At 71.7% G+C, this 22,008-nt stretch carries 23 protein-coding genes; 5 read left to right on the top strand and 18 right to left on the bottom strand.

The annotated features are described in order from the left end of the window. Complete coding sequence (locus ACI3ET_RS03050) at window positions 1-321, top strand: hypothetical protein (RefSeq protein ID WP_405031477.1); 321 nt, start codon at window positions 1-3, stop codon at window positions 319-321. Here ACI3ET_RS03050 and ACI3ET_RS03045 read toward each other — a convergent pair. Beyond that, the gene (locus tag ACI3ET_RS03045) at window positions 318-2,021 is read right to left on the bottom strand and encodes a 3-hydroxyacyl-CoA dehydrogenase family protein (RefSeq protein ID WP_405031476.1); all 1,704 of its coding nucleotides are present in this window, start codon (window positions 2,019-2,021) and stop codon (window positions 318-320) included. The two genes, ACI3ET_RS03050 and ACI3ET_RS03045, sit on opposite strands and share 4 nt — an antisense overlap. Window positions 2,022-2,094: 73 nt before the next feature. Here ACI3ET_RS03045 and nucS point away from each other — a divergent pair, with 73 nt between their 5' ends. Genes nucS through ACI3ET_RS03030 form a run of 3 tightly spaced genes read left to right on the top strand, consistent with a single transcriptional unit; the run spans window position 2,095 to window position 5,047 of the window. Then, window positions 2,095-2,790: an endonuclease NucS gene (gene nucS, locus ACI3ET_RS03040; protein WP_405031511.1), complete on the top strand. Its 696-nt coding sequence runs from the start codon at window positions 2,095-2,097 to the stop codon at window positions 2,788-2,790. A gap of 24 nt (window positions 2,791-2,814) precedes the next feature. Then, window positions 2,815-4,341, top strand: a complete 1,527-nt coding sequence (locus ACI3ET_RS03035) for a gamma-glutamyltransferase (protein WP_405031475.1) — start codon at window positions 2,815-2,817, stop codon at window positions 4,339-4,341. A 43-nt stretch (window positions 4,342-4,384) separates the two neighbouring features. Then, window positions 4,385-5,047, top strand: coding sequence for a cob(I)yrinic acid a,c-diamide adenosyltransferase (locus tag ACI3ET_RS03030; protein ID WP_405031474.1), 663 nt, complete (start codon window positions 4,385-4,387; stop codon window positions 5,045-5,047). A 4-nt stretch (window positions 5,048-5,051) separates the two neighbouring features. Here the strand turns inward: ACI3ET_RS03030 and ACI3ET_RS03025 are convergent, their stop codons facing one another. From ACI3ET_RS03025 to ACI3ET_RS03015, 3 genes are read right to left on the bottom strand one after another with little or no spacing between them, the layout of a single operon-like run. Next, window positions 5,052-5,480, bottom strand: a complete 429-nt coding sequence (locus tag ACI3ET_RS03025; RefSeq protein WP_405031473.1) for a DUF2550 family protein — start codon at window positions 5,478-5,480, stop codon at window positions 5,052-5,054. A 4-nt stretch (window positions 5,481-5,484) separates the two neighbouring features. Next, window positions 5,485-5,769: a F0F1 ATP synthase subunit epsilon gene (locus ACI3ET_RS03020; protein WP_405031472.1), complete on the bottom strand. Its 285-nt coding sequence runs from the start codon at window positions 5,767-5,769 to the stop codon at window positions 5,485-5,487. A gap of 41 nt (window positions 5,770-5,810) precedes the next feature. Then, window positions 5,811-7,154: a uracil-xanthine permease family protein gene (locus tag ACI3ET_RS03015; RefSeq protein WP_405031510.1), complete on the bottom strand. Its 1,344-nt coding sequence runs from the start codon at window positions 7,152-7,154 to the stop codon at window positions 5,811-5,813. A gap of 140 nt (window positions 7,155-7,294) precedes the next feature. Between ACI3ET_RS03015 and ACI3ET_RS03010 the strand changes: the two genes are divergently transcribed. Continuing rightward, a complete protein-coding gene (locus ACI3ET_RS03010; protein ID WP_405031471.1) occupies window positions 7,295-8,524 on the top strand; it encodes an acetyl-CoA hydrolase/transferase family protein in 1,230 nt (409 codons plus the stop codon). Window positions 8,525-8,638: 114 nt separating this feature from the next. Here the strand turns inward: ACI3ET_RS03010 and atpD are convergent, their stop codons facing one another. From atpD to prfA, 14 genes are all read right to left on the bottom strand, one after another. Beyond that, complete coding sequence (gene atpD, locus ACI3ET_RS03005; RefSeq protein ID WP_405031470.1) at window positions 8,639-10,099, bottom strand: F0F1 ATP synthase subunit beta; 1,461 nt, start codon at window positions 10,097-10,099, stop codon at window positions 8,639-8,641. Window positions 10,100-10,116: 17 nt separating this feature from the next. Further along, window positions 10,117-11,016, bottom strand: coding sequence for a F0F1 ATP synthase subunit gamma (locus ACI3ET_RS03000; protein WP_405031469.1), 900 nt, complete (start codon window positions 11,014-11,016; stop codon window positions 10,117-10,119). A 115-nt stretch (window positions 11,017-11,131) separates the two neighbouring features. Beyond that, entirely contained in the window at window positions 11,132-12,781 is a 1,650-nt protein-coding gene (gene atpA / locus ACI3ET_RS02995; RefSeq protein ID WP_405031468.1) for a F0F1 ATP synthase subunit alpha, read from the bottom strand. A 72-nt stretch (window positions 12,782-12,853) separates the two neighbouring features. Beyond that, the gene (locus ACI3ET_RS02990) at window positions 12,854-13,666 is read right to left on the bottom strand and encodes a F0F1 ATP synthase subunit delta (protein ID WP_405031467.1); all 813 of its coding nucleotides are present in this window, start codon (window positions 13,664-13,666) and stop codon (window positions 12,854-12,856) included. Further along, on the bottom strand, window positions 13,666-14,274 hold the full coding sequence (locus ACI3ET_RS02985) for a F0F1 ATP synthase subunit B (RefSeq protein WP_405031466.1): 609 nt from the start codon (window positions 14,272-14,274) through the stop codon (window positions 13,666-13,668). Before ACI3ET_RS02985 ends, ACI3ET_RS02990 begins: the two co-directional genes overlap by 1 nt. Before the next feature lie 90 nt (window positions 14,275-14,364). Further along, complete coding sequence (locus ACI3ET_RS02980; RefSeq protein ID WP_405031465.1) at window positions 14,365-14,580, bottom strand: F0F1 ATP synthase subunit C; 216 nt, start codon at window positions 14,578-14,580, stop codon at window positions 14,365-14,367. 98 nt (window positions 14,581-14,678) lie between these two features. Beyond that, complete coding sequence (gene atpB, locus ACI3ET_RS02975) at window positions 14,679-15,494, bottom strand: F0F1 ATP synthase subunit A (protein WP_405031464.1); 816 nt, start codon at window positions 15,492-15,494, stop codon at window positions 14,679-14,681. A gap of 88 nt (window positions 15,495-15,582) precedes the next feature. Then, complete coding sequence (locus ACI3ET_RS02970) at window positions 15,583-15,864, bottom strand: AtpZ/AtpI family protein (RefSeq protein ID WP_405031463.1); 282 nt, start codon at window positions 15,862-15,864, stop codon at window positions 15,583-15,585. Continuing rightward, complete coding sequence (locus ACI3ET_RS02965; protein ID WP_405031462.1) at window positions 15,861-16,298, bottom strand: hypothetical protein; 438 nt, start codon at window positions 16,296-16,298, stop codon at window positions 15,861-15,863. The genes ACI3ET_RS02970 and ACI3ET_RS02965 overlap by 4 nt, the downstream gene beginning before the upstream one ends. A gap of 82 nt (window positions 16,299-16,380) precedes the next feature. Next, window positions 16,381-17,484 carry a glycosyltransferase family 4 protein gene (locus ACI3ET_RS02960; protein ID WP_405031461.1) on the bottom strand — a complete coding sequence of 368 codons (1,104 nt, stop codon included), beginning with the start codon at window positions 17,482-17,484 and terminating at the stop codon, window positions 16,381-16,383. 56 nt (window positions 17,485-17,540) lie between these two features. Beyond that, complete coding sequence (locus ACI3ET_RS02955; RefSeq protein ID WP_405031460.1) at window positions 17,541-18,842, bottom strand: serine hydroxymethyltransferase; 1,302 nt, start codon at window positions 18,840-18,842, stop codon at window positions 17,541-17,543. Between the two features lie 28 nt (window positions 18,843-18,870). Then, the gene (locus ACI3ET_RS02950; RefSeq protein WP_405031459.1) at window positions 18,871-19,716 is read right to left on the bottom strand and encodes an L-threonylcarbamoyladenylate synthase; all 846 of its coding nucleotides are present in this window, start codon (window positions 19,714-19,716) and stop codon (window positions 18,871-18,873) included. Between the two features lie 310 nt (window positions 19,717-20,026). Further along, window positions 20,027-20,914 carry a peptide chain release factor N(5)-glutamine methyltransferase gene (gene prmC, locus ACI3ET_RS02945; protein WP_405031458.1) on the bottom strand — a complete coding sequence of 296 codons (888 nt, stop codon included), beginning with the start codon at window positions 20,912-20,914 and terminating at the stop codon, window positions 20,027-20,029. Window positions 20,915-20,918: 4 nt separating this feature from the next. After that, window positions 20,919-21,998 (bottom strand): peptide chain release factor 1, encoded by a 1,080-nt coding sequence (gene prfA, locus ACI3ET_RS02940; RefSeq protein WP_405031457.1) that lies wholly within the window; start codon window positions 21,996-21,998, stop codon window positions 20,919-20,921. Window positions 21,999-22,008 lie beyond the last annotated feature (10 nt).

Raw genomic sequence — 22,008 nt, 5'->3', positions numbered from 1 at the left:
ATGGCCCGGTCCAACCGACCGCGCCGCGGTGGTCGTCCTGCGGCGGGCCGGGCAGGCTCGGGCCCGCCCCCCGCCGCCCGCGAGCCGGTGGTCACGGAGACGAGGTATGCCGGTCAGGTGTGGGGGGTGCGCACCGTGCGCCCCAACGACAGCGGCCGGGTCTACCGCTGCCCGGGCTGCCAGGGCGAGGTGGGGGCCGACGTCGCGCACACGGTCGCCTGGCCCGTCGAGTCGATGCAGCAGGTAGACAACCGCCGGCACTGGCACACCGTCTGCTGGTCGGCCCGGGAGCGCCGGCGCCCCGGCGGCAGCTGGGCCTAGCCTGCCGGGGTGAACGGCCGGTCCAGCAGCACGTGCTCCACCAGCAGCGGGGACGCCTCGACGGACTCCCGCGGCAGGCCCGAGGTGCCGCCGGCCAGCTCCTCGCACACCGCGAGCACCTCGTCGGCCCCGATGTGGTCGATCATGGCAAAGGGGCCGGCGGGGTAGCCCAGGCCGTGCTGGAGCGCCGTGTCGATGTCCGCCACGGAGGCGTAGCCCTCGTCCAGCATCCGCACGGCGTCGTTGAGGTGCGGCACGAGCAGCGCGTCGACGACCAGCCCGACACGGTCGCGGCAGACCACCGGCTCCGCGCCGAGCCGGGTCACCAGCTCGCGCATCATCGCGACCGCCTCGTCGTCGGTGACGCTCGTGCGGCCGATCTCCACGACCTGGCCGTTGCCGGTGGGCTCGTGCACGCGGAGCACGACGCAGCGCTCGGGCCGTCCGGACAGGGCGCCGAGAGCGACGGCGGCTGCGCTGTTGACGGTGGCCAGCACGGTCTGCGGGCCGGTGATCTCCCCGAGCTCCTCGAAGAGGTCGTCCAGGTCGCGCCCGGGCAGGTCGTCCTCGTCCAGGTCGCGCAGGTCGTCCAGCTGGAGGTCGGCGAGCGCGAGGTCGAGGTCGACCGACTGCGCCTCGACGACCAGACCCGCGTCCACCAGCCTGCGCAGGTCCTCGGAGTCGTCGGCGTCGGGCACGTGGACCACGGCATACCCGCCCTCCTCCAGCCGGGAGGCGAGGTCGTCGGCCACCTCCCCGCGTCCGACCACGCCCACGGTCCTCAGCTCGGGCCCGGCGACCACCGCCGGGGTCTGCGCGTCCTCGACGACCTGACCGCCGCCGGGCCGGTCGTAGGTGTAGAAGCCGCGGCCGCTCTTGCGGCCGAGCAGCCCGGAGGTGACCATCCGGCCCAGCATCGGGCTCGGGGCGTGCATCTGGCTGCGGGTGTGGCTGTAGATGACGTCACCGATGTGGTGGCAGACGTCCAGGCCCACGAGGTCCATCAGCGTCAGCGGCCCCATCGGCAGACCGGCCCCGACGCGCATCGCGGTGTCCAGGTCCTCGCGCGAGACGTGCCCGTGCTCGAGCATCCGCAGCGCGGAGGTGAAGTAGCCGAACAGCAGGTAGTTGGCCACGAACCCGGCCCTGTCACCGACGACGACGGGCTTCTTGCCCAGCCCCTGCGCCAGCGCCACCACCGCGTCCACCAGGGCCTGGTCGGTGCGCAGCGTGGTGATGACCTCGACGAGCTTCAGCACCGGTGCGGGGTTGAAGAAGTGCAGCCCCACGACCCGCTCGGGCCGACGGGTGGGCGCGGCGATCTCGGTGATCGACAGGCTCGAGGTGTTGGTGGCCAGGATTGCGTCCTCGGGGACGATCTCGTCGAGGCGACCGAGCACGTCGTGCTTGAGCTGCAGGATCTCGGGCACGGCCTCCACGACGAGGTCGACGTCGGCGAGGTCGGCCATCTGCGTGGTGATCGTGATCCGCCCCAGGATCTGCGACTGCCCCGCCTCGTCGAGCTTGCCCCTGGCGACCGCGCGGTCGGTGGAGCGCTGCAGGATGGCGCGGCCGCGATCGGCATACTCCGGCGTCGTCTCCACCCCGAAGACCCGCAGCCCTCCCCGCGCGAACACCTCGACGATGCCTGCTCCCATGGTGCCCAGGCCGATGACCGCGACGGTGCTGATCTCACGCATGGTCACGATCCTCTCAGACCACGAGGCCCCGGACCCGGCAGGGTATGCCGTGCGCCGGGTTAGGGTGGCCCGCGTGCGTGTCGTCATCGCCCGGTGCTCGGTCGACTACCAGGGGGCCCTCCAGGCCCACCTGCCGCTGGCGACCCGTCTGCTCATGGTCAAGGCCGACGGCTCCGTCCTCATCCACTCCGACGGCGGGTCCTACAAGCCGCTGAACTGGATGGCCCCGCCCTGCTCGATGGCTGAGGTGGAGCCGGACGAGGAGGAGCGCGCCGAGGGTGTGGACGCCGTGTGGCTGGTGTCCCACGCCAAGCGCGAGGACACGCTGCGGATCCGCCTCCACGAGGTGCTCTCGGACGGTTCGCACGAGCTCGGGATCGACCCTGGTCTGGTCAAGGACGGGGTCGAGGCGCAGCTGCAGGCCCTGCTCGCCATGCACATCAGCACGCTGGGCGAGGGCTGGACGCTGCTCCGTCGCGAGTACGCCACCGCGATCGGCCCCGTCGACATCCTCTGCAAGGACTCCTCCGGCGCCACCGTCGCCGTCGAGATCAAGCGGCGCGGCGACATCGACGGGGTGGAGCAGCTGACCCGCTACCTGGAGCTGCTCAACCGTGACCCCCACCTGTCCCCCGTGCGGGGGGTGTTCGCCGCGCAGGTCATCCGGCCGCAGGCCCGGGTGCTGGCCACCGACAGGGGCATCCGCTGCGTCACGCTGGACTACGAGGCGCTGCGGGGCGTGGACGACGCGGGGTCGCGGCTCTTCTAGCCCGGCCTGCGGCACAATCGGGGCATGACCCGCCGAGCCGCGATCGCCGCGCCCAACGCCTACGCGACCCACGCCGCCGAGGTGGCGCTCGCCGAGGGCGGCACCGCCGTCGACGCGGCGATCGCGGCGATGATCACGGCCACGACCACCGAGCCCGGGGTCGTGGCCCCTCTGGGTGGTGGCTTCCTCACCGTCTGGCCGGCGGACGGTGAGCCCGTCGTGGTCGACGCCAACGTCGAGATGCCCGGTCGGGGCCAGCCGCCCGAGCGCTTCGGTGCCGGCCTGATCGAGGCGGCGTCCGACTACGGCGGCGGCATGGTCACCTACGTGGGGGCCGGCTCGGTGGCGACACCAGGGCTGCTGGCGGGGATGGGCTGGGCCCACGAGCACTTCGGCACCGCGCCCTGGTCGGCCCTCCTGCAGCCAGCCGCGGACGTGGCCCGCTCCGGCTTCCGGCTCAGCGCCACGGCCCAGTCCTACCTGGTCCTCATCACCGACACCATCCTGGCCTGGGACCCCGAGACGCGTCGCCTGCTCACCGACGACGGAGCCGCCCCGCAGGTCGGACGTCTCGTCGCGGACGAGCAGCTCGCCCGGACCCTGGAGCAGATCGGCGCCGAGGGGCACGAGTCGGTCTACACCGGCGACCTCGCCCGCAGGATCGACGCCGACATGCGCGAGCGGGGCGGGCTGCTGTCCATGACCGACCTGGCCGCCTACCGCCCGGTCGTGCGGCCGGCGCTGCGCAGCACGCTGGGCAGCTGGGACCTGGCCTGCAACCCGCCCCCGTCGATCGGTGGGCCGGTCCTCACCGCGATGCTGCGTCTGCTCAGCGCGGCGGAGGAGCCGATCACACCGGCCCGCGCGGCGTGGGTGCTCAAGGAGGTGCTCGACATCCGGCTGGACCGGATCGACACCGCCGCGGACCTGGCCGCCGCCGGCGCCGAGCTGCTCGAGACGCTGCACGAGATCGGCTCGCTCGGGCTGCCGACGTCCGCCTCCACCGCCCACGTGTCCGTGGTCGACAGCGACGGGACGGCCTGCGCCTTCACGGCCTCGGCCGGCTACGGCTCGGGGATGACCGTCGCGGGCACCGGCATGATGGCCAACAACGCCCTCGGCGAGCTCGAGCTCAACCGGCTCGGCCTGCACGCGCTGCCCCCCGGCACGCGGCTGGCCTCCAACATGGCCCCCACCGCGGCCCGCCGCGACGACGGGACCGTCCTCGCGGTCGGCACACCCGGCGCCGACCGGATCACCACGGCGCTCGCCCAGGTCATCACCCACCTCGCCCGCCACGGCGAGAGCCTGCAGACCGCCATCGACCGGCCCCGGATGCACCCGCGGCGGCTCCCCGACGGGAGCACCCTCTTCGAGCACGAGCGGGACGCGACGATCGCCGCCAGCCTGGACGCCGCGGGGATGGCCCGTCACGAGCACCCGCCGCAGGTCATGTACTTCGGGGGCGTCGGCGCGGCCGTGCTCCACCCGGACGGGACCCTGGAGGCGGGTGCGGACCCGCGCCGGGCCGCCGCGAGCCTGGTCACCTGACCCCGGGCGCACGGCATACCCGGTCCGTGGCACGATGCCGGGCATGGTCAACCTCACCCGCATCTACACCCGCACCGGCGACGACGGCACCACGGCGCTGGGCGACCTCGGCCGGACGAGCAAGAACGACCCGCGGCTGCATGCCTACGCCGACACGGACGAGGCCAACTCGACCATCGGGGTCGCGCTGGCCGCGGGCGACCTGCCCGCGGAGATGCGCACGACGCTGACGCGGATCCAGAACGACCTCTTCGACGTCGGTGCCGACCTGTGCATGCCGCTGCGGAAGAGCTACGAGTGGAAGCCGCTGCGGGTGCGGCCGGAGTGGGTCGACGAGCTCGAGGCGGACTGCGACCACTACAACGAGGCACTGCCCGCGCTGCGCTCGTTCATCCTGCCCGGCGGGACCGTCGGCTCGGCCCACCTGCACGTGGCCCGCACGGTGGTGCGGCGGGCCGAGCGGTCGGCGTGGGCCGCGCTCGCGGTGCACGGGGACGGGGAGGCCGCCGAGGACGCTCCCCGGGGCACCGGGGGCGTGAACCCGCTCACGGCGACCTACCTCAACCGTCTCTCGGACCTGCTCTTCATCCTGGCCCGGGTGGCCAACGGCGGCGGCGAGCGCGACGTGCTGTGGCAGCCGGGCGGTGGCCGGGCCCAGGCTCCCGAGCGCCGGAGCCGGTCGCGGGGGACCACGGACGACGACTGACCGGCTAGGCGACCGGCGAGTTCCTCCAGCCCGGCGGCACGGCCTCGACCCACGCGCGCAGGGCGGTGTAGTGCCGCTCGTCGAGCGCCAGGTCGAAGGTCGCCGAGCCGTAGCTGACGGGGACCTGGATCAGGCCCGGCCGGCCGAGCGCGGCGGCGTCCCGTCCGGCGACCGTGCGGGCCATCCCGAGGTCGAGGTTGCCGCGCACCCAGGGCCCGCCGGAGAGACCGCCCGGCCCGCGCAGGGCCAGACGGTCCTCGGAGAAGCGCAGGGTGCCACGCCGCCAGTCCTCCCCCGCGCGGCGGTAGGCGGCCGGGATCGGCGCGCCCCCCGTCCCCTGGTCGCCGAAGGTCCGGAAGAGCACCAGCCCCAGCCCCAGGAGCACCAGCGCGCAGAGCGCGGCCAGCAGCACGAGGATGATGCTGTCCGGCATGGGGTCAGGCGGAGGCTGCGGGACCCGTGAGGCCGGCGGCGTCGACGTTGTCGGCCACGATCACGACGCGGTCGTGGTCCACGGACAGGAAGCCGCTGTCGATCGTCACGATCTGCGTGCCGCCCCCGGTCGCGATGCGGACGTCACCGGTGACGAGGACGCCGAGGAGCGGGGTGTGGCCCGGGAGGATGCCGAGATCGCCATCGATGCTGCGGGCGCTGACCATGGAGGCCTCACCTGCCCAGACCTTGCGGTCAGCGGCGACGAGCTCGACCTGCAGTGCACTCACGACGTGTGTCCTCTCAACGCTGACCAGATGCTCGCGCCAGTCTACCTGGGCCCCGGATCCGCCCAGGACGGGTCGTCGATCTCCGGCTCGGCGTTGGTGGGCCCTCCGACCTCGAGGTGCCCCTCGGCGGCGACGGCGCCGGTGAGGCGGTTGAGGGCCCGCATGCCGTGGTAGACGATCAGGGCGGCCGCCGTGCCGAGGGCGATGCCCTCGAAGACGAGCTGCCCCGGGGCCCAGGTGTAGTTGGCGATGCCGACGACCAGGGCGACCGCCGCGGTCGAGAGGTTGATCGGGTTGCCGAAGTCGACGCGGTGCTCGACCCAGATCCGGAAGCCCAGCACGCCGATCATGCCGTAGAGGATCGTGGCTGCGCCGCCGAGCACCCCCACCGGCACGGTCTGGATGGCCGCGCCGAACTTCGGCAGGAACGCGAGGACGACCGCCGTGAGGCCGGCCACCCAGTACGCGGCGGTGGAGTAGACCCTCGTGGCCGCCATGACCCCGATGTTCTCGGCGTAGGTCGTGGTGCCGGACCCCCCGCCGGCGCCGGCGAGCGTGGTGGCCAGTCCGTCTGAGAGCAGGGTCCGGCCGATGACGTGGTCGAGCGCGTCGGCCGACCCCTCGGTCATCTGGGCCACCGACTTGACGTGCCCGATGTTCTCCGCGACCAGCACGAGGACGACCGGGAGGAAGAGCCCGGCCACGCCGAGGTGGAACTCGGGCGTGACGAACGTCGGGGCGCCGATCCAGCTGGCCTCCCGGATCGCGGTGACGTCCACCTCCCCGCGGACGGCGGCCACGGCATACCCGACGACCACGCCGAGCAGGATCGAGAGGCGCCCGAGCAGGCCACGGAGCAGGACGGTGCTCAGCAGGACCGCGAGCAGCGTGACGAAGGCCGTGGTGGGTGCCTGCTGGACGTTGTTCCAAGCGGCGGGCGCCAGGTTGAGCCCGATGAGCGCGACGATCGTCCCGGTGACCATGGGGGGCATGAGCCGGCTCACCCAGCCGTGGCCGACGACCTGCACGAGGAGTCCGACGAGCGCCAGCGCCACGCCGGCCATCACCACCCCGCCCAGCGCACCGGCAGGGCCGTGCTGGGACTGGGCCGCCGCGATGGGGGCGAGAAAGGCGAACGAGGATCCGAGGTAGGAGGGCACCTTGTTGCGGGTGATCAGCAGGAAGAGCAGGGTGCCGACACCGCTGAAGAGCAGCGTGGTGCTCGGCGGGAAGCCCGTGATGAGCGGCACCAGGAAGGTCGCGCCGAACATCGCGACGACGTGCTGCATCCCGATGCCGACGGTCGGCGCCCACGCCAGCCGCTCCCCCGGGCCGACCACCTGACCGGGCTCGATCCGGTAACCGTCTCCGTGCACGGTCCACAGGCTCACTCGGGTTCTCCTCCAGGTCGGTGGGGTGGGCGCGCCAGGGGGCGCCCGGTGGTCGGCAGGGACGATCGCGCGCGACCGGGCGCGAGCCTACCCCCCACGCCCTCCGCGATGGCCCTCGGCACCAGAATGGGTCTGTGATCACCGTCGACACCACGACCCTCGCAGCCTCGCTGCGCTCCCTCCCGGACAACGCGCGCGTCGTGGCGTCCGGCAACCACAGCATCCCGTGGGAGCTGGTCCGGCTCCTGGACGAGCAGGTCGAGCGGTTCGTCCTGAACACGCTCAACGGGCCGCCCGGACTCCCGGAGCGCGAGGGTGTCGTCGCCGAGACCAGCTTCGTGGGTGCCGGACAGCGGCGGCACCCCGGTCTGCGCTACGTCCCGTCACGGCTCTCGCTCGTGCCCGTCCTCTTCCGCAGCTCGCTGCCGGTCGACGCGGTCCTGCTCCACTGCTCACGGCCTCGGGACGGGGTGGTCTCGCTCGGGATCGAGGTCAACGTGCTGCCCGCGGCCATCGAGGCCTGCCGCGAGCGTGGCGGCCTGGTCGTGGCTCAGGTGAACGACCGCATGCCGTTCACCCACGGCGACGCCCTCGTCCCGGTGGAGCACATCGACCTGGCGCTGGAGGTGAGCGCACCCCTCCCCTCGCCCTCCACCGGGGTCACCCTCGGGGAGGACGCGCTGACGATCGGCGAGCGGGTCGCCGCCATGGTGCCCGACGGGGCGACCCTGCAGATGGGGATCGGGGCGGTGCCCGACGCCGTGCTCGGCGCGCTGACACGGCACACGGGCCTCCGGCTGTGGACGGAGATGTTCTCCGACGGCGTGCTGGCGCTCGACGCGGCGGGGGCGCTGGACCCCGACCACCCCCTCACGACGTCCTTCCTCTTCGGCTCCCCCGAGCTGTACTCCTGGCTCGACGGCAACCGTCGTGTGCACATGCTGCGCACCGAACGCACCAACGACCCCGCCCTCATCGCCCGCCAGCGCTTCATGACCTCGATCAACACCGCGCTCGAGGTGGACCTGTTCGGGCAGGCCAACGCCTCGCGGATCGACGCCCGGATCCACAGCGGCTTCGGCGGTCAGACCGACTTCATCGTCGGGGCGCTGCACTCGCCGGGCGGCCAGGCGATCATGGCGCTGCGCTCCTGGCACCCCAAGGCCGACGTGTCCTCGATCGTCCCGATGGTCGAGGAGCCGGTGACCTCCTTCCAGGCCTCGGCGATCGTGACGGAGCAGGGCGTCGCGCCGCTTTTCGGCCACAGCGAGAAGGACCAGGCACGCGGCCTCATCGAGAACGCCGCGCACCCGCGGGTCCGGGAGGAGCTGTGGGAGGAGGCCCACCACCTCGGGCTGGCGTAGTCCGACCGCACGACGCGTCCGGTCCGGCACCACCACGCGTCCGGTGGGGGTACGGCGAAGGGCCGGTGAGTCCTGCGACTCACCGGCCCCCCGTCGTCCCGCAGGATCAGGTGCTCAGCTGGTCTTCTCCAGCTCGGCGGCCTGGCGCTCGACGTCGTCGAGGCCACCGCACATGAAGAAGGCCTGCTCGGGCAGGTGGTCGTACTCGCCGTCGGCGACCTTGGTGAAGGCCTCGATCGTGTCGGACAACGGGACCGTCGAACCCTCGATGCCGGTGAACTGCTTGGCGACGTAGGTGTTCTGCGACAGGAAGCGCTGGATGCGACGGGCGCGGCCGACGAGGATCTTGTCCTCCTCGGAGAGCTCGTCGATGCCCAGGATCGCGATGATGTCCTGCAGCTCCTTGTAGCGCTGGAGGATCGACTTGACCCGCACGGCCGTGTCGTAGTGCTCGCGGGTGATGTAGCGCGGGTCCATGATGCGGCTGGTCGAGCTCAGCGGGTCCACCGCCGGGTAGATGCCCATCGAGGCGATCGGGCGGGAGAGCTCGGTGGTCGCGTCGAGGTGCGCGAAGGTCGTGGCCGGGGCCGGGTCGGTGTAGTCGTCGGCCGGCACGTAGATCGCCTGCATCGAGGTGATCGAGTGACCGCGGGTCGAGGTGATGCGCTCCTGCAGGGTGCCCATCTCGTCGGCCAGGTTCGGCTGGTAGCCCACGGCCGACGGCATGCGGCCGAGCAGCGTGGAGACCTCGGAGCCTGCCTGCGTGAAGCGGAAGATGTTGTCGATGAAGAGCAGCACGTCCTGCTTCTGCACGTCACGGAAGTACTCCGCCATCGTCAGCGCGGAGAGGGCCACGCGCAGGCGGGTGCCCGGCGGCTCGTCCATCTGGCCGAACACGAGGGCGGTCTGGCCGAGGACCCCTGCCTCCTCCATCTCGACGATGAGGTCGTTGCCCTCACGCGTCCGCTCGCCGACCCCGGCGAACACCGACACACCACCGTGGTCGCGGGCGACACGGGCGATCATCTCCTGGATGAGCACCGTCTTGCCCACACCGGCGCCGCCGAACAGGCCGATCTTGCCGCCGAGCACGTAGGGGGTCATCAGGTCGATGACCTTGATGCCGGTCTCGAACATCTGGGTCTTCGGCTCGAGCTGGTCGAAGGCAGGCGCCTGACGGTGGATGCCCCAGCGCTCGGTGATCTCCAGCGTCTCGCCCTCCTTGAGGTCCAGGACCTCGCCGGTGGCGTTGAAGACGTGCCCGAGGGTCACGTCGCCCACGGGCACCGTGATGGGTCCGCCCGTGTCGCGGACCGCGGCGCCGCGGACCAGGCCGTCGGTCGGCTGGAGGGAGATCGCCCGGACCATGTTGTTGCCGATGTCCTGGGCGACCTCCAGGTTGACCGTCTTGGTCTCGTCGTCGACGGTCACCTCGGTCTTGAGGAGGTTGTAGAGGGCGGGCATCTGTCCGGGCGGGAACTCGACGTCGACGACGGGGCCGATGATCCGGGACAGGCGACCCACGCCGCCCTGCGACTGCTCCTGTGCCGGAGCCTCAGTGGTAGCCATGCTCATGGTTGGGTGCTTCCCTCTCACTTGGCGTCGGCGAGGGCGCTGGCGCCGCCCACGATTTCGCTGATCTCTTGGGTGATCTCGGCCTGGCGGGCCTGGTTGGCCAACCGGGTGTAGGTCTTGATGAGCTCGTCGGCATTGTCGGTCGCCGACTTCATCGCCCGCTGGCGGGCCGCGAGCTCGGAGGCCGAGGCCTGGAGCAGCGCGTTCCAGATGCGGGACACGACATAGCGGGGCAGGAGGGCGTCGAGCACCTCCGGGCCGGTGGGCTCGAACTCGTAGAGGGGGTAGATGTCCTCCTCGGCGACCGGCTCGTCGTCCTCCACGACCTCCAGCGGCAGCAGGCGAACGACCTGCACCTCCTGGGTGACCATGGACAGGAAGCGCGTGGACACGATGTGGAGCTCGTCGACGCCTCCCCCCTCGGAGCCGGCGATGAAGTCGGCAGTGAGGCGCTCGGCGATCTCGCGGGCCACCTCGAAGGTGGGGGCGTCGGAGAAGCCGGACCACGACTGCTCGAAGCTGCGGCCCCGGAAGCGGTAGAAGCTCTCCGCCTTGCGCCCGGTGAGGTAGGGGGCGACCTCCTTGCCCTCGGTCTCGAGCAGCTCGCGGAGCTGCTCGGCACGCTTGAGCACGTTGCCGGAGTAGGCGCCGGCGAGACCGCGGTCGCTGGAGATGACCAGGACCCCCGCGCGGCGGACGCTCTCGCGCTCCATGGTCAGCGGGTGGTCCACGTCGGAGAAGCTGGCGACCGCGGACACGGCGCGGGTGATCGCGTTCGCGTACGGCGTGGTCTCCACCACGCGCTGCCGGGCCTTGACCACGCGTGAGGCCGCGATGAGCTCCATCGCCCGAGTGATCTTCTTCATCGACTGGATGGACTTGCTGCGCTGGCGGTACTCCCGCTGCTGCGCTCCCATATCTGCCTCTCTCGTCTGGCTGTGCGTCGCTGCGTGGTGCAGGTCTGTCTGCTCGGGTATGCCGTGGGGCGGGGCCCGGGTGCGGGGCCGCGCGCCCCACGGCATACCGGGCCTGTCAGCGGCGACGGACCTTGATCTGCTCCTGGTCGACGTCCTCGTCCTCGAGCGCGTCGATGTTCTCGTCGGCCTCGTTGCTGCCGATGCGCACCTCGCCACGACCGTCCGGGCTGAACTCCTGCTTGAACGCCGCCATGGCGTCCACCAGCGTCGCCTCGGTGTCGTCGCCCAGCTTGCCCGTCTCCCGGATCCCGTCCAGCAGACCCTGCTGCTCGCGCCGCAGGTAGTCGAGCCAGTCCGCCTCGAAGCGGCGGACGTCGGAGACCGGGACGCTGTCGAGGTGGCCGTTCGTGCCGGCCCAGATGATCGCGACCTGCTCCTCGACTGGCACGGGGGCGGACTGCGGCTGCTTGAGCAGCTCGACCATCCGGGCACCGCGCTCGAGCTGCGCCCTGGACGCGGCGTCGAGGTCGGAGGCGAACATCGCGAACGCCTCCATCTCGCGGAACTGCGCCAGGTCGACCTTGAGACGGCCCGAGACCGACTTCATCGCCTTGATCTGCGCGGCACCGCCGACGCGGGACACGGAGACGCCCACGTCGATCGCCGGGCGGACGTTGGAGTTGAAGAGGTCGGACTGCAGGTAGATCTGACCGTCGGTGATCGAGATGACGTTCGTCGGGATGTAGGCCGAGACGTCACCCGCCTTGGTCTCGATGATCGGCAGACCGGTCATCGACCCTGCGCCCAGCTCGTCGGAGAGCTTGGCGCAGCGCTCGAGCAGCCGGCTGTGCAGGTAGAAGACGTCCCCCGGGTAGGCCTCGCGGCCCGGCGGGCGGCGCAGCAGCAGCGACACCGAACGGTAGGCCTCCGCCTGCTTGGACAGGTCGTCGAAGACGATGAGGACGTGCATGCCCTGGTACATCCAGTGCTGGCCGATCGCCGAGCCGGTGTAGGGGGCGAGGTACTTGAAGCCCGCGGCGTCGGACGCGGGGGCGGCGACGATCGTGGTGTACTCCAGCGCGCCGGCCTCCTCCAGGGTGCTGCGCACCTCGGCGATGGTCGAGCCCTTCTGGCCGATCGCCACGTAGATGCAGCGCACCTGCTTGGCCGGGTCGCCGGACTCCCAGTTGGAGCGCTGGTTCAGGATCGTGTCGACCGCGACCGTGGTCTTGCCGGTCTGGCGGTCGCCGATGATGAGCTGGCGCTGGCCACGGCCGACCGGGATCATGGCGTCGATCGCCTTGATGCCGGTCTGGAGCGGTTCGTGCACCGACTTGCGCATCATCACGCCGGGAGCCTGCAGCTCCAGCGCGCGGCGGCCCTCGGTCTGGATCTCGCCCAGCCCGTCGATCGGCCGCCCCAGCGGGTTCACGACCCGGCCCAGGTAGCCGTCTCCGACGGCGACCGAGAGCACCTCGCCGGTGCGGCGGACCGCCTGGCCCTCCTCGAGCCCGGAGAAGTCGCCGAGGACGATGACGCCGACCTCGTGGACGTCGAGGTTCAGCGCGAGGCCGAGGGTGCCGTCCTCGAACTCGAGCAGCTCGTTGGCCATGACCGAGGGCAGGCCCTCGATGTGGGCGATGCCGTCACCGGCGTCGACCACGCGACCCACCTCCTCGCGCGTGGAGGCGCTCGGCTCGTAGGACTGGACGAAGTGGTCCAGCGCGTCGCGGATCTCTTCCGGACGGATCGAAAGCTCCGTCATGTCATTTCTCCTCGTCGTCGGTCCTGCGTCGGACCGTGTCTGCTGTCGGTGGTCGGGTGGTTCAGGGGCGGGTCAGCTGGTCATCTGCCGGCGCGCGTCGGCCAGTCGCTGGCTGACGGTGCCGTCGATGACCTCGTCGCCGATCTCCACCCGGATGCCACCGACGACGTGCTCGTCGATGACCAGCTGGGTGTGGACCTGGCGTCCGTACTGCGAGCTCAGGGCGGCGACCAGACGGTCGTGCTGCTCGGGGGTGAGCGGCACCGCGCTGATGACGGTCGCGGTGACCTGGTCCTGCCGCGCTGCGGCCTGGTCCAGGAAGGCCGCGACGGCGTGGTCGAAGCGGCGCCCTCGCAGCCCGGCGACGGCCTGCTTGGCCAGCCGCACCGACTCGGGGGCGGCCTTGACCGAGAGCAGCCGGTCGACGAGCGTGGTCTTGGCCAGCAGCCCGGCCCGCCGGTCGCTGAGAGCGGACTGCAGGTCGGGGGTGCCCTCGACGATGCGCGCGAACCGGAACAGCTCGTCCTCGACCTGACCCAGCCGGTGGTGCTGCTGGGCGTGCGCGAGGACGGACTCGACCCCGAGCCGCTCCAGCGCGGACACCAGGTCGCCCTGGCTGGGCCACCGGTGCGACGCGACCGCCCGGACGACGTGCAGGGCCCCGTCACCGACCTTGCCGGAGAACAGCCGCTCGGCCAGCGCGACCTTGTCCGCCCCCTCGCGGGAGGGGTCGGCCAGGTTGCGCCGCAGCGTCGGGTTGGCGTCGACCAGCCGGGCCACCGACAGCACCTCGTCCGCGACCCGGGAGGAGTCGGCGCCGGCGGCCAGGACCTCGTCCAGCGCCTGGGACGCCTCGTGGAAGACGCGACGGAACGCGGTCTCCATCAGCGGCCCTGCTCGCTGCCCGCACGGACCTCGGGCCGGGCCGAGCCGGACTCCAGGTCGGCCAGGAAACGGTCGACGATGCCGCGCTGGCGCGCCTCGTCGTGCAGCGACTCACCCACGATCTTGCTCGCCAGGTTCGTGGAGATCTCCCCCACCTCGCCCCGGAGCTGGACCATCGCCTGCTGACGCTCGGCCTCGACCTGCTTGTGCGCGGTCTCGGTGATCCGGTTCGCCTCGGTCTGCGCCTGCTGGCGCAGGTCGGCGACGATCTGGGCGCCCTGCTCCTTGGCGTGCTCACGGATGCGCGACGCCTCGGCCCGGGCGTCACCCAGCTGGTCCTCGTACTGCTTCTTGGCGGCGGCGGCCTCGGCCTGGGCCTGCTCGGCGGCAGCGATCCCACCCTCGATGGCGGCCGTGCGCTCGGCGTAGGCCCTCTCCAGGTTGGGGACGACCTTCTTCGCGACGAACCAGTAGAACAGTCCGAAGACGATCAGGCCGAAGATCAGCTCCGGCATGTAGGGCAGGATCGGGACAGCGTCCTCCCCGGCGCCCATGGGCTGGCTCTCCGCCGTCTTCAGGACACCCGACACGACCGTGGTGTAGTCCACGAGCGGCTCCTCACATGTGCATGTCCGGCAGGGTCACACCGCGGTGGCGGGGTGCGCTACGAGGACGGGGCTGGAATGGGTGGGTGTCGGTCAGCCGACGAAGAACGCGATGAAGAAGAGGACCAGACCGAAGATGGCCAGGGCCTCCGCCAGCGCGAAGCCGAGGATGGCGATCGGCTGGAGCTTGCCCTGCGCCTCGGGCTGACGGGCGACGCCGTTGATGTAGGCGGCGAAGATCAGACCCACCGCGATGGCCGGGCCGATGGTGGACAGGCCGTAGCCGATCAGAGTGATGTCACCAGACACGTCGTATCTCTTTCTGTGTGATGTCCCGACGGGGCGGCGCCCCGTCGAAGGCTTCGTAACTATTCAGTTTGGTGGTGCAGTCAGCGGTGACCGGGAGCTCAGTGCTCGTCGGCCAGTGCGCCACCGATGTAGGAGGCGGCGAGGAGGGTGAAGACGTAGGCCTGCAGGAACTGGACCAGCAGCTCGAAGGCGGTGAGCGCGATGCCCAGGCCCCAGGCGGGGATCGCGACCAGCATCAGCGCAGGCTCGTAGGTCTCGAACAGGGTCCAGCCACCGACGATGAAGACGACCAGGAGCATGTGGCCGGCGAACATGTTGCCGAAGAGTCGCAGGGCCAGCGTCAGCGGGCGGGTGATGAAGAAGGTGATGAGCTCCAGCAGCAGGATGAACGGCTTGATCCAGCCCGGCAGACCCGCCGGCAGCATCGACCCGAGGTAGCGCCCGACGCTGCCCTGCTTGCGGATCCCCACCCAGTGGTAGACGACATACACGATCGCGGTGAGCCCGATCGGGAACGCGATCCGCGCCATCGTGGGGTTCTGGAACGGGGGGATGATGCCGAAGAGGTTGTTCAGCAGGATGAAGACGAACAGGCTGAACAGGAACGGCACGAAGGGCATGAAGTCCTTGCTGCCGATCATGTCGCGGGCGACGCCGTTGCGGGCGAAGTTGTAGACCTGCTCGGTGTACCACTGCCCCCTGCCCGGCACCACGGTCGCACGGCGGGTGGTCACCCACAGCCAGATCACGAGCATGACGGTCGCGATCGCCATGAGCAGCATCGGCCGGGTGAAGTAGTAGGCGGTGCCCGGGATCGCGAAGAGGGGCTGCCAGAAGTCGCCCGGGGTGGGCGGGAAGTGGCTGTCCTCAGCCATCGGCAGGACCAGGCCAGCGGCCATCATGGTCGCACTCACGCGTTCTCCTCCACAAGGTCTTCGACGGGCGTCGGGGCAGGCTCTCGCTCAGGAGACATGGCCGCGATGTCGAGCAGGGACACCGACGTCATGACCTACCGTACCTGAGCCAGATCACGTACATGGACAGCACCATGCCCAGCACCACGCCGACGGGCAGCAGGAACCAGGTGCCCAGCCACCAGTCGAGCAGCCAGCCGAGGGCGCCGAACCCGAGCGGGCCGGCGAGCAGGTAGGCCAGGACGGCGTTGCCGATGTCGGTCTGGGCCGCCATGCCCTCGATCTCGGGCTCGGTGCCGCCGTGCGCCGAGGGGATCGGGGCATGCCGGCGCGCCGGCTCCTCGGCGCCGCCGGGTCGGGGGGCGGTCACCGCGCCTCCCCCGGCAGGGTGACGTCGAGGGGTGCGCGGGCGCGCAGGTAGCCGACGACGAGACCGGCCTGGAACACGAGGCCGGTGACCACGAACGCGATCACCAGCGGCACGACCTCGAGCCAGGTGGTCTGCCCGAGCGACCAGATCACCACGGCGAGGACGGCCAGCTGCAGCACGAAGACGAGGAAGGCCCCTGCCATCGTGGAGGCGGTGGGTCCGGCCAGGACGCCCTTGATGCCGAGCACGCCGAGCACGAAGACCGCCAGCGAGACGACGACCCCCAGCAGGGCGGACACCGCGGCCCACTCCCCCGCGGCGGCCCAGGTGAGCAGCGGCGCGAGGACGACCAGGGGCAGCGTCGGGACCAGTCCTCCCAGCAGCATCGACCGCAGCGGCGTGCGCGCAGGGCGCGGCGCGACAGGTGCGGTCATGGGGGGAAGCTCCTGGTCAGAGGCGGTCGAGGGGCGCTTGTGAAAGTTATCACAAGCGGGGTGTGGTCGACGAAGCCGCAGGTCACGGTCCCGCCACCGACTGCCGCCGCGGCCCCCGGGTGAGCACGATCGCGAGCGCGAGCAGGAGGGCGATCCCGAGGACCGACACCCAGGGGGTCAGGTAGGCGAACGACACCGCCCCCACGGCGATGAGCCCGGCCCACAGGTAGAGGAGCACGACCGCACGCCGGTGGCTGTGCCCGATGTCGAGCAGCCGGTGGTGCAGGTGCCCCCGGTCCGGCTTCCACGGGCGCTGCCCGGCGCGCGTGCGACGGAGCACGGCCATCACGATGTCGAGGAAGGGCAGGGCCATGATCGCCACCGGGATGAGCAGTGGCAGCAGGAAGGCGGCGGCCGCCGAGGTGCTGGCCAGCGAGGAGCTCGGGTCGACCGAGCCGGTCATCGAGATGGTGGCCGCCGCGAGCAGCAGCCCGAGCAGCAACGCCCCCGCATCGCCCATGAAGAGACGTGCCGGGTGGAAGTTGTGCGGGAGGAAGCCCAGGCACACGCCGATCACGGCCGCGCTGATGAAGGTCGCCACCGAGAACACGTTGGGCGGGTCGAAATCCTTGCTCACCAGGTAGGACCAGGCGAAGAACGCGGCGGCCGCGATGAGCACGACGCCGGCGGCCAGCCCGTCGAGACCGTCGATGAAGTTGACGGCGTTCGTCGAGATGACCACGACGAGGATGGTCAGCGTCACCATGACCGGCTCGGGCAGGACGGTGACGCCCAGGATCGGCAGCGAGAGCAGCTGGACCCCGTAGAAGGCCATCACCGCCCCTGCCACCACCTGACCCGCGAGCTTGGTCAGCCAGTCGAGCTCGCGGACGTCGTCCACCGCACCGAGCAGGGTGACGAGCGCAGCCGCCGCCAGCACGCCGTACAGCTGGGGCGAGGCGTCGAAGAGCTGCCCATGGTACGGCAGCTGCTTGCCCAGGACCACCGCGGCGGTGAAGCCCAGGAGCATCGCCACACCGCCGAGCCGCGGGATCGGGACGGAGTGCACGTCGCGGTCGCGGACGGCGGTGATCGCGCCCACCCGCAGCGCCAGCCGGCGCACCAGCGGGGTCGCCAGGTAGGTCACGATCGCTGCGGTGAGCAGCACCATCAGGAATTCGCGCACGTGGTCCCGCCCGCCTGGCGTCGGCAGACCCGGCACCCGGGGGTGCTGGGCCAGCCTCAGCCGGCTGTCGGCTCCGGGTAGGCCGGGTAGGCGATGAGGAGGTCGGCGATCGTCGCGCGGATCTCCTGCGCGACCGGGTGGTCGGGGCTGCCGTCCGTCTGCGTCACGGCACGGTGGATGAGCTCGGCGACGACGGGCATCTGCTCCGTACCCATGCCCTGGGTGGTCACCGACGGCGTGCCGACGCGGATGCCCGAGGCCACGTTGGGCTTCTCCGGGTCGAAGGGGATGGCGTTCTTGTTGAGCACGATCCCCGCCGCGTCGCACCGCGCCTCGGCGTCGACCCCCGTCACGCCGACCCCGCGCAGGTCGTGCAGCGACAGGTGGGTGTCGGTGCCGCCGGTGATCGGCCGGATCCCGTGCTGGCCCAGCGTCTCTGCGAGCACCCGCGCGTTGTCGAGAACCTGCTGGGCGTAGGCCCGGTAGGCCGGGGTCGCGCACTCGGCGAAGTTGACCGCCTTGCCGGCGACCGCGTGCATGAGGGGTCCGCCCTGCATCATCGGGAACACCGCCCGGTCGATCTTCTTGGCGTGCTCCTCCTTGCAGACGATGGCCCCACCTCGCGGTCCGCGCAGCACCTTGTGGGTGGTGAACGAGACGACGTCGGCGTGCGGGACCGGGGAGGGGATGACCTGGCCGGCGACCAGGCCGATGAAGTGCGCGGCATCCACCCAGAAGATTGCGCCGACCTCGTCGGCGATCGCGCGGAAGCGCGCGAAGTCGATGAGCCGCGGGATCGCCGAGCCGCCGGCGAGGATGATCTTGGGGCGGTGCTCCTTGGCCAGCGCCTCGACCTGGTCGTAGTCGATGTCCTCGGTCTCGGGGTGCACCCCGTAGTGGACCGCGTTGAACCACTTGCCGGAGAAGCTGACCTTGAACCCGTGGGTGAGGTGCCCGCCGTGGTCCAACGACATCGCCAGGATCGTCTCGCCCGGCTTGACGAAGGCGCCGTAGACGGCCTGGTTGGCGCTGGCCCCGGAGTGGGCCTGGACGTTGGCGTGGTCGGCGCCGAACAGCTGCTTGGCCCGCTCGATCGCCAGCTTCTCCACCGTGTCGACCTCTGCGCAGCCACCGTAGTAGCGGGCGTCGGGGTAGCCCTCGGCGTACTTGTTGGACAATGTGGAGCCCAGGGCGGCCAGCACGGCGGGGCTGGTCTGGTTCTCGCTGGCGATCAGCTGCAGCCCGGCCCGCTGCCGGTCGAGCTCGGCGACGAGCAGACCGGCGATGGCAGGGTCCTGCTCGAGGAGGGCGGCGAAACTGGGGCCGTAGTACGTGTCGGCGGTCACCTCGGTCGTCATGCGCTCACTGTAGCCGTGGGTCAGGGCGTCAGGGCGAGAGCGTGCGCAGCGCCGGCGCCGGCACGCTCACCCCGCTGGGCACCACGCTGCCCACCAGCCGGGCCCCGGGTATATCGTGCTCCACCCGCTCCCCCGCCTCCTCCCGCTCAGCCGGCTCGGCCGCTTCCGCCGGCTCGGACGGTTCAGCCGGGTCGGACGGTTCAGCCGGGTCGTGCAGCACCGTGGTGCCCAGCACGCCCCGGATGTCCGCCGGGCTCAGCGCGCCGGCCCGCAGCACGACCGGCTCCTCGCCCGTGCAGTCGAGGATGGTCGAGGGCAGCCCACCGGTGCGCGGGCCGTCGTCCAGGTAGGCCGCCACCGCCCCACCCAGCTGCTCGAGCGCCTCCTGAGCCGTGGACGCGGCCGGCCGTCCCGTGACGTTCGCGCTGGTCACCGCCATCGGCCCGACCTCCGCGAGGAGCAGGAGGGCAGTCTCGTCGTCCGGCATCCGCAGCGCGACCGTGCCGTTCGTCTCACCGAGGTCCCACTGCAGCGACGGCTGGGCGCGCACGACGAGGGTGAGCGGGCCCGGCCAGAACTGACGCATGAGGATCCGGGCGTAGAGCGGCACGTCGGTCGCGAGGCCGTCGACGGTTCGGGCGTCCGGCACGAGCACCGGCGGGGGCATCTCCCGTCCTCGGTGCTTGGCCGCCAGCACCATCGCCACGGCGACCACGTCGAAGGCGTCCGCGCCGACGCCGTACACGGTGTCGGTGGGCAGGACGACGACCCTGCCCTCACGCACCTGCTCGGCAGCGCGCGCCAACGAGCTCTCGCGGACGTCGGGGTCGGTGCAGTCGAGCAGGCGGTCCTGCAGCGGCGAGCCAACGCCCATGCGTCCTCCGATCAGGTCCGGTCCGGTCCTGCGCCGGCCCGGGTCCAGTCTCGCACCAGGTGGCGGGTCGAGTTGCGCTGCACCCGGCCATCCACCACAGTGGCTGGCAAGGAACGTGGGCCAAACCCGGCCCACACCGACCGAAGGAGAGTGAACGCCGATGCGTGGAGGCTTGATCTGGACGATCGTGGGCATCCTGCTCATCATCGCCCTGCTGATTTACATCCTCTGATCACGATCCCTCGGAACGCGGCCTGAGCCGCGATCCCTGGAACGTCGCCCTGGTCGCCTCACGGTGTCCGGGGCGCCGTCATGTCCGGGCCGTGTCGCGCACCGCCCGGGTGACGCGGGGCAGACCGGCGAGGTCGCGGTGGTCCTCCACCTGCGCCCACCGGCCCTGCGCCGCGAGCGCGGCAGGCAGCGACCCGCCCTGGACGTCCGCGTGCTCCATCAGCAGCACACCCCCGGCCCGCAGGAGCTCGGCCGCCCGCAGCCCCACCTCGAGCGGCACCTGGAGCCCGTCCGGGCCGCCGCCGTAGAGCGCCAGCTCCGGGTCGTGCTCGCGCACCTCGACGTCGACCGGCACGGCGTCCGGGGGGATGTAGGGAGGGTTGGTCACCACGACGTCGACCTCCCCCGCCCAGTCGCCGAACGCGTCCTGCGCCCGCCCCAGCCGCAGGTCGACCGGCAGCCCGGCGCGCGCGACGTTGCGCACCGCATACCCGTGGGCCTCGTCCGAGAGCTCCACCGCACCCACGCGGGCGTCCGGGCGCGCGAGCGCCAGCGCGAGCGCGACCGCCCCGCTGCCCGTGCACAGGTCGACGACGGTCGGCCGGTCCAGCCCGCCCAGAGCCTCGAGCGCCAGCCCGAGCATCACCTCGGTCTCAGGTCGCGGCACGAACACCCCGGGTCCCACCTCCAGCTCGACCCCGCCGAAGTGCGCGACGCCCGTCAGGTGCTGCAGGGGCACGCGCCGCGCGCGCCGCTCGATCAGGTCCACGAATGCCGTGCGCGTCGCGTCCGGGACGTCCTCGCCGAGCACCCGGGCGCGGCGCAGGTCGCCGAGCTGGCGGCCCGCGGCGTGCGCCAGCAGGATCTCGGCGTCCACCCCGGGACTGGGGACCCCGGCGCCGGCGAGCACCGCGGTCGCCGTCCGCAGGAGGGTGTCGAGGCGCTCGCCCACCGGGTCGGGGCTCACCGGGTCAGCGTTCGCCGGCCGAGGCGAGCCGGGCAGCCTCGTCGGCGTCGACGGCCGACTGGACGACGCTGTCGAGGTCCCCCTCGAGCACGTGGTCGAGGTTGTAGGCCTTGAACCCGGTGCGGTGGTCGGCGATCCTGTTCTCGGGATAGTTGTAGGTGCGGATGCGCTCGCTGCGGTCGACGGTGCGGATCTGGCTGCGGCGCTGCTCGCTGGCCGCGGCCTCCGCCTCCTCGACCGCGAGCTGGTGCAGGCGTGCGCGCAGCACGCGCAGCGCCGACTCCTTGTTCTGCAGCTGGGACTTCTCGTTCTGGCACGACACGACCAGACCGGTCGGCAGGTGGGTGATCCGCACGGCCGAGTCGGTGGTGTTGACCGACTGACCACCCGGACCAGAGCTGCGGAAGACGTCGACCCGCAGGTCGTTGGCGTCGAGCTGCACCTCGGCAGGGTCCTCGATGTCCGGCATGACCAGCACGCCGGCCGCCGAGGTGTGGATGCGTCCCTGGCTCTCGGTGACGGGGACGCGCTGCACGCGGTGCACACCGCCCTCGTACTTCAGGCGGGCCCACGGCGCCTCCCCGGGCCCGGGCGTGCCGGTCGCCTGGATCGAGACGCGAGCATCCTTGTAGCCGCCCAGGTCCGAGGCGGTGGCGTCGAGCAGCTCGGTGCGCCAGCCACGGCGCTCGGCGTAGCGCAGGTACATCCGGAGCAGGTCGCCGGCGAACAGCGCCGACTCCTCACCGCCCTCACCCGCCTTGACCTCCAGGATCACGTCGCGGTCGTCGTCGGGGTCGCGCGGCACCAGCTGGCGGTGCAGGTGCTCGGCGGCCCGGGCGGTCCGCCGCTCCAGGTCGGGCACCTCCGCCGCGAAGGACGCGTCGTCCGTGCCCAGCTCCTTAGCCGCCGCCAGGTCGTCGGCCGCGGCCCTCCAGACCCGGTATGCCGTGACCGTCGGCGTGAGGAAGGCATACCTCTTGTTGAGCCGTCGCAGCGCGGCCGGGTCAGCGTGCACGGCGGGGTCGGCGAGCTGGCGTTCGATCTCGGCGTGCTCGGCCAGGAGCGGGAGGGCGGTCTCGAACACGGCGGGCTCC

It is taken from the genome of Ornithinimicrobium jinqii (assembly GCF_045032595.1).
Lineage (GTDB): Bacteria > Actinomycetota > Actinomycetes > Actinomycetales > Dermatophilaceae > Ornithinicoccus.
Note: the sequence above shows the minus strand (reverse complement) of the source record. Positions and strands in the feature narration are given on the sequence as shown.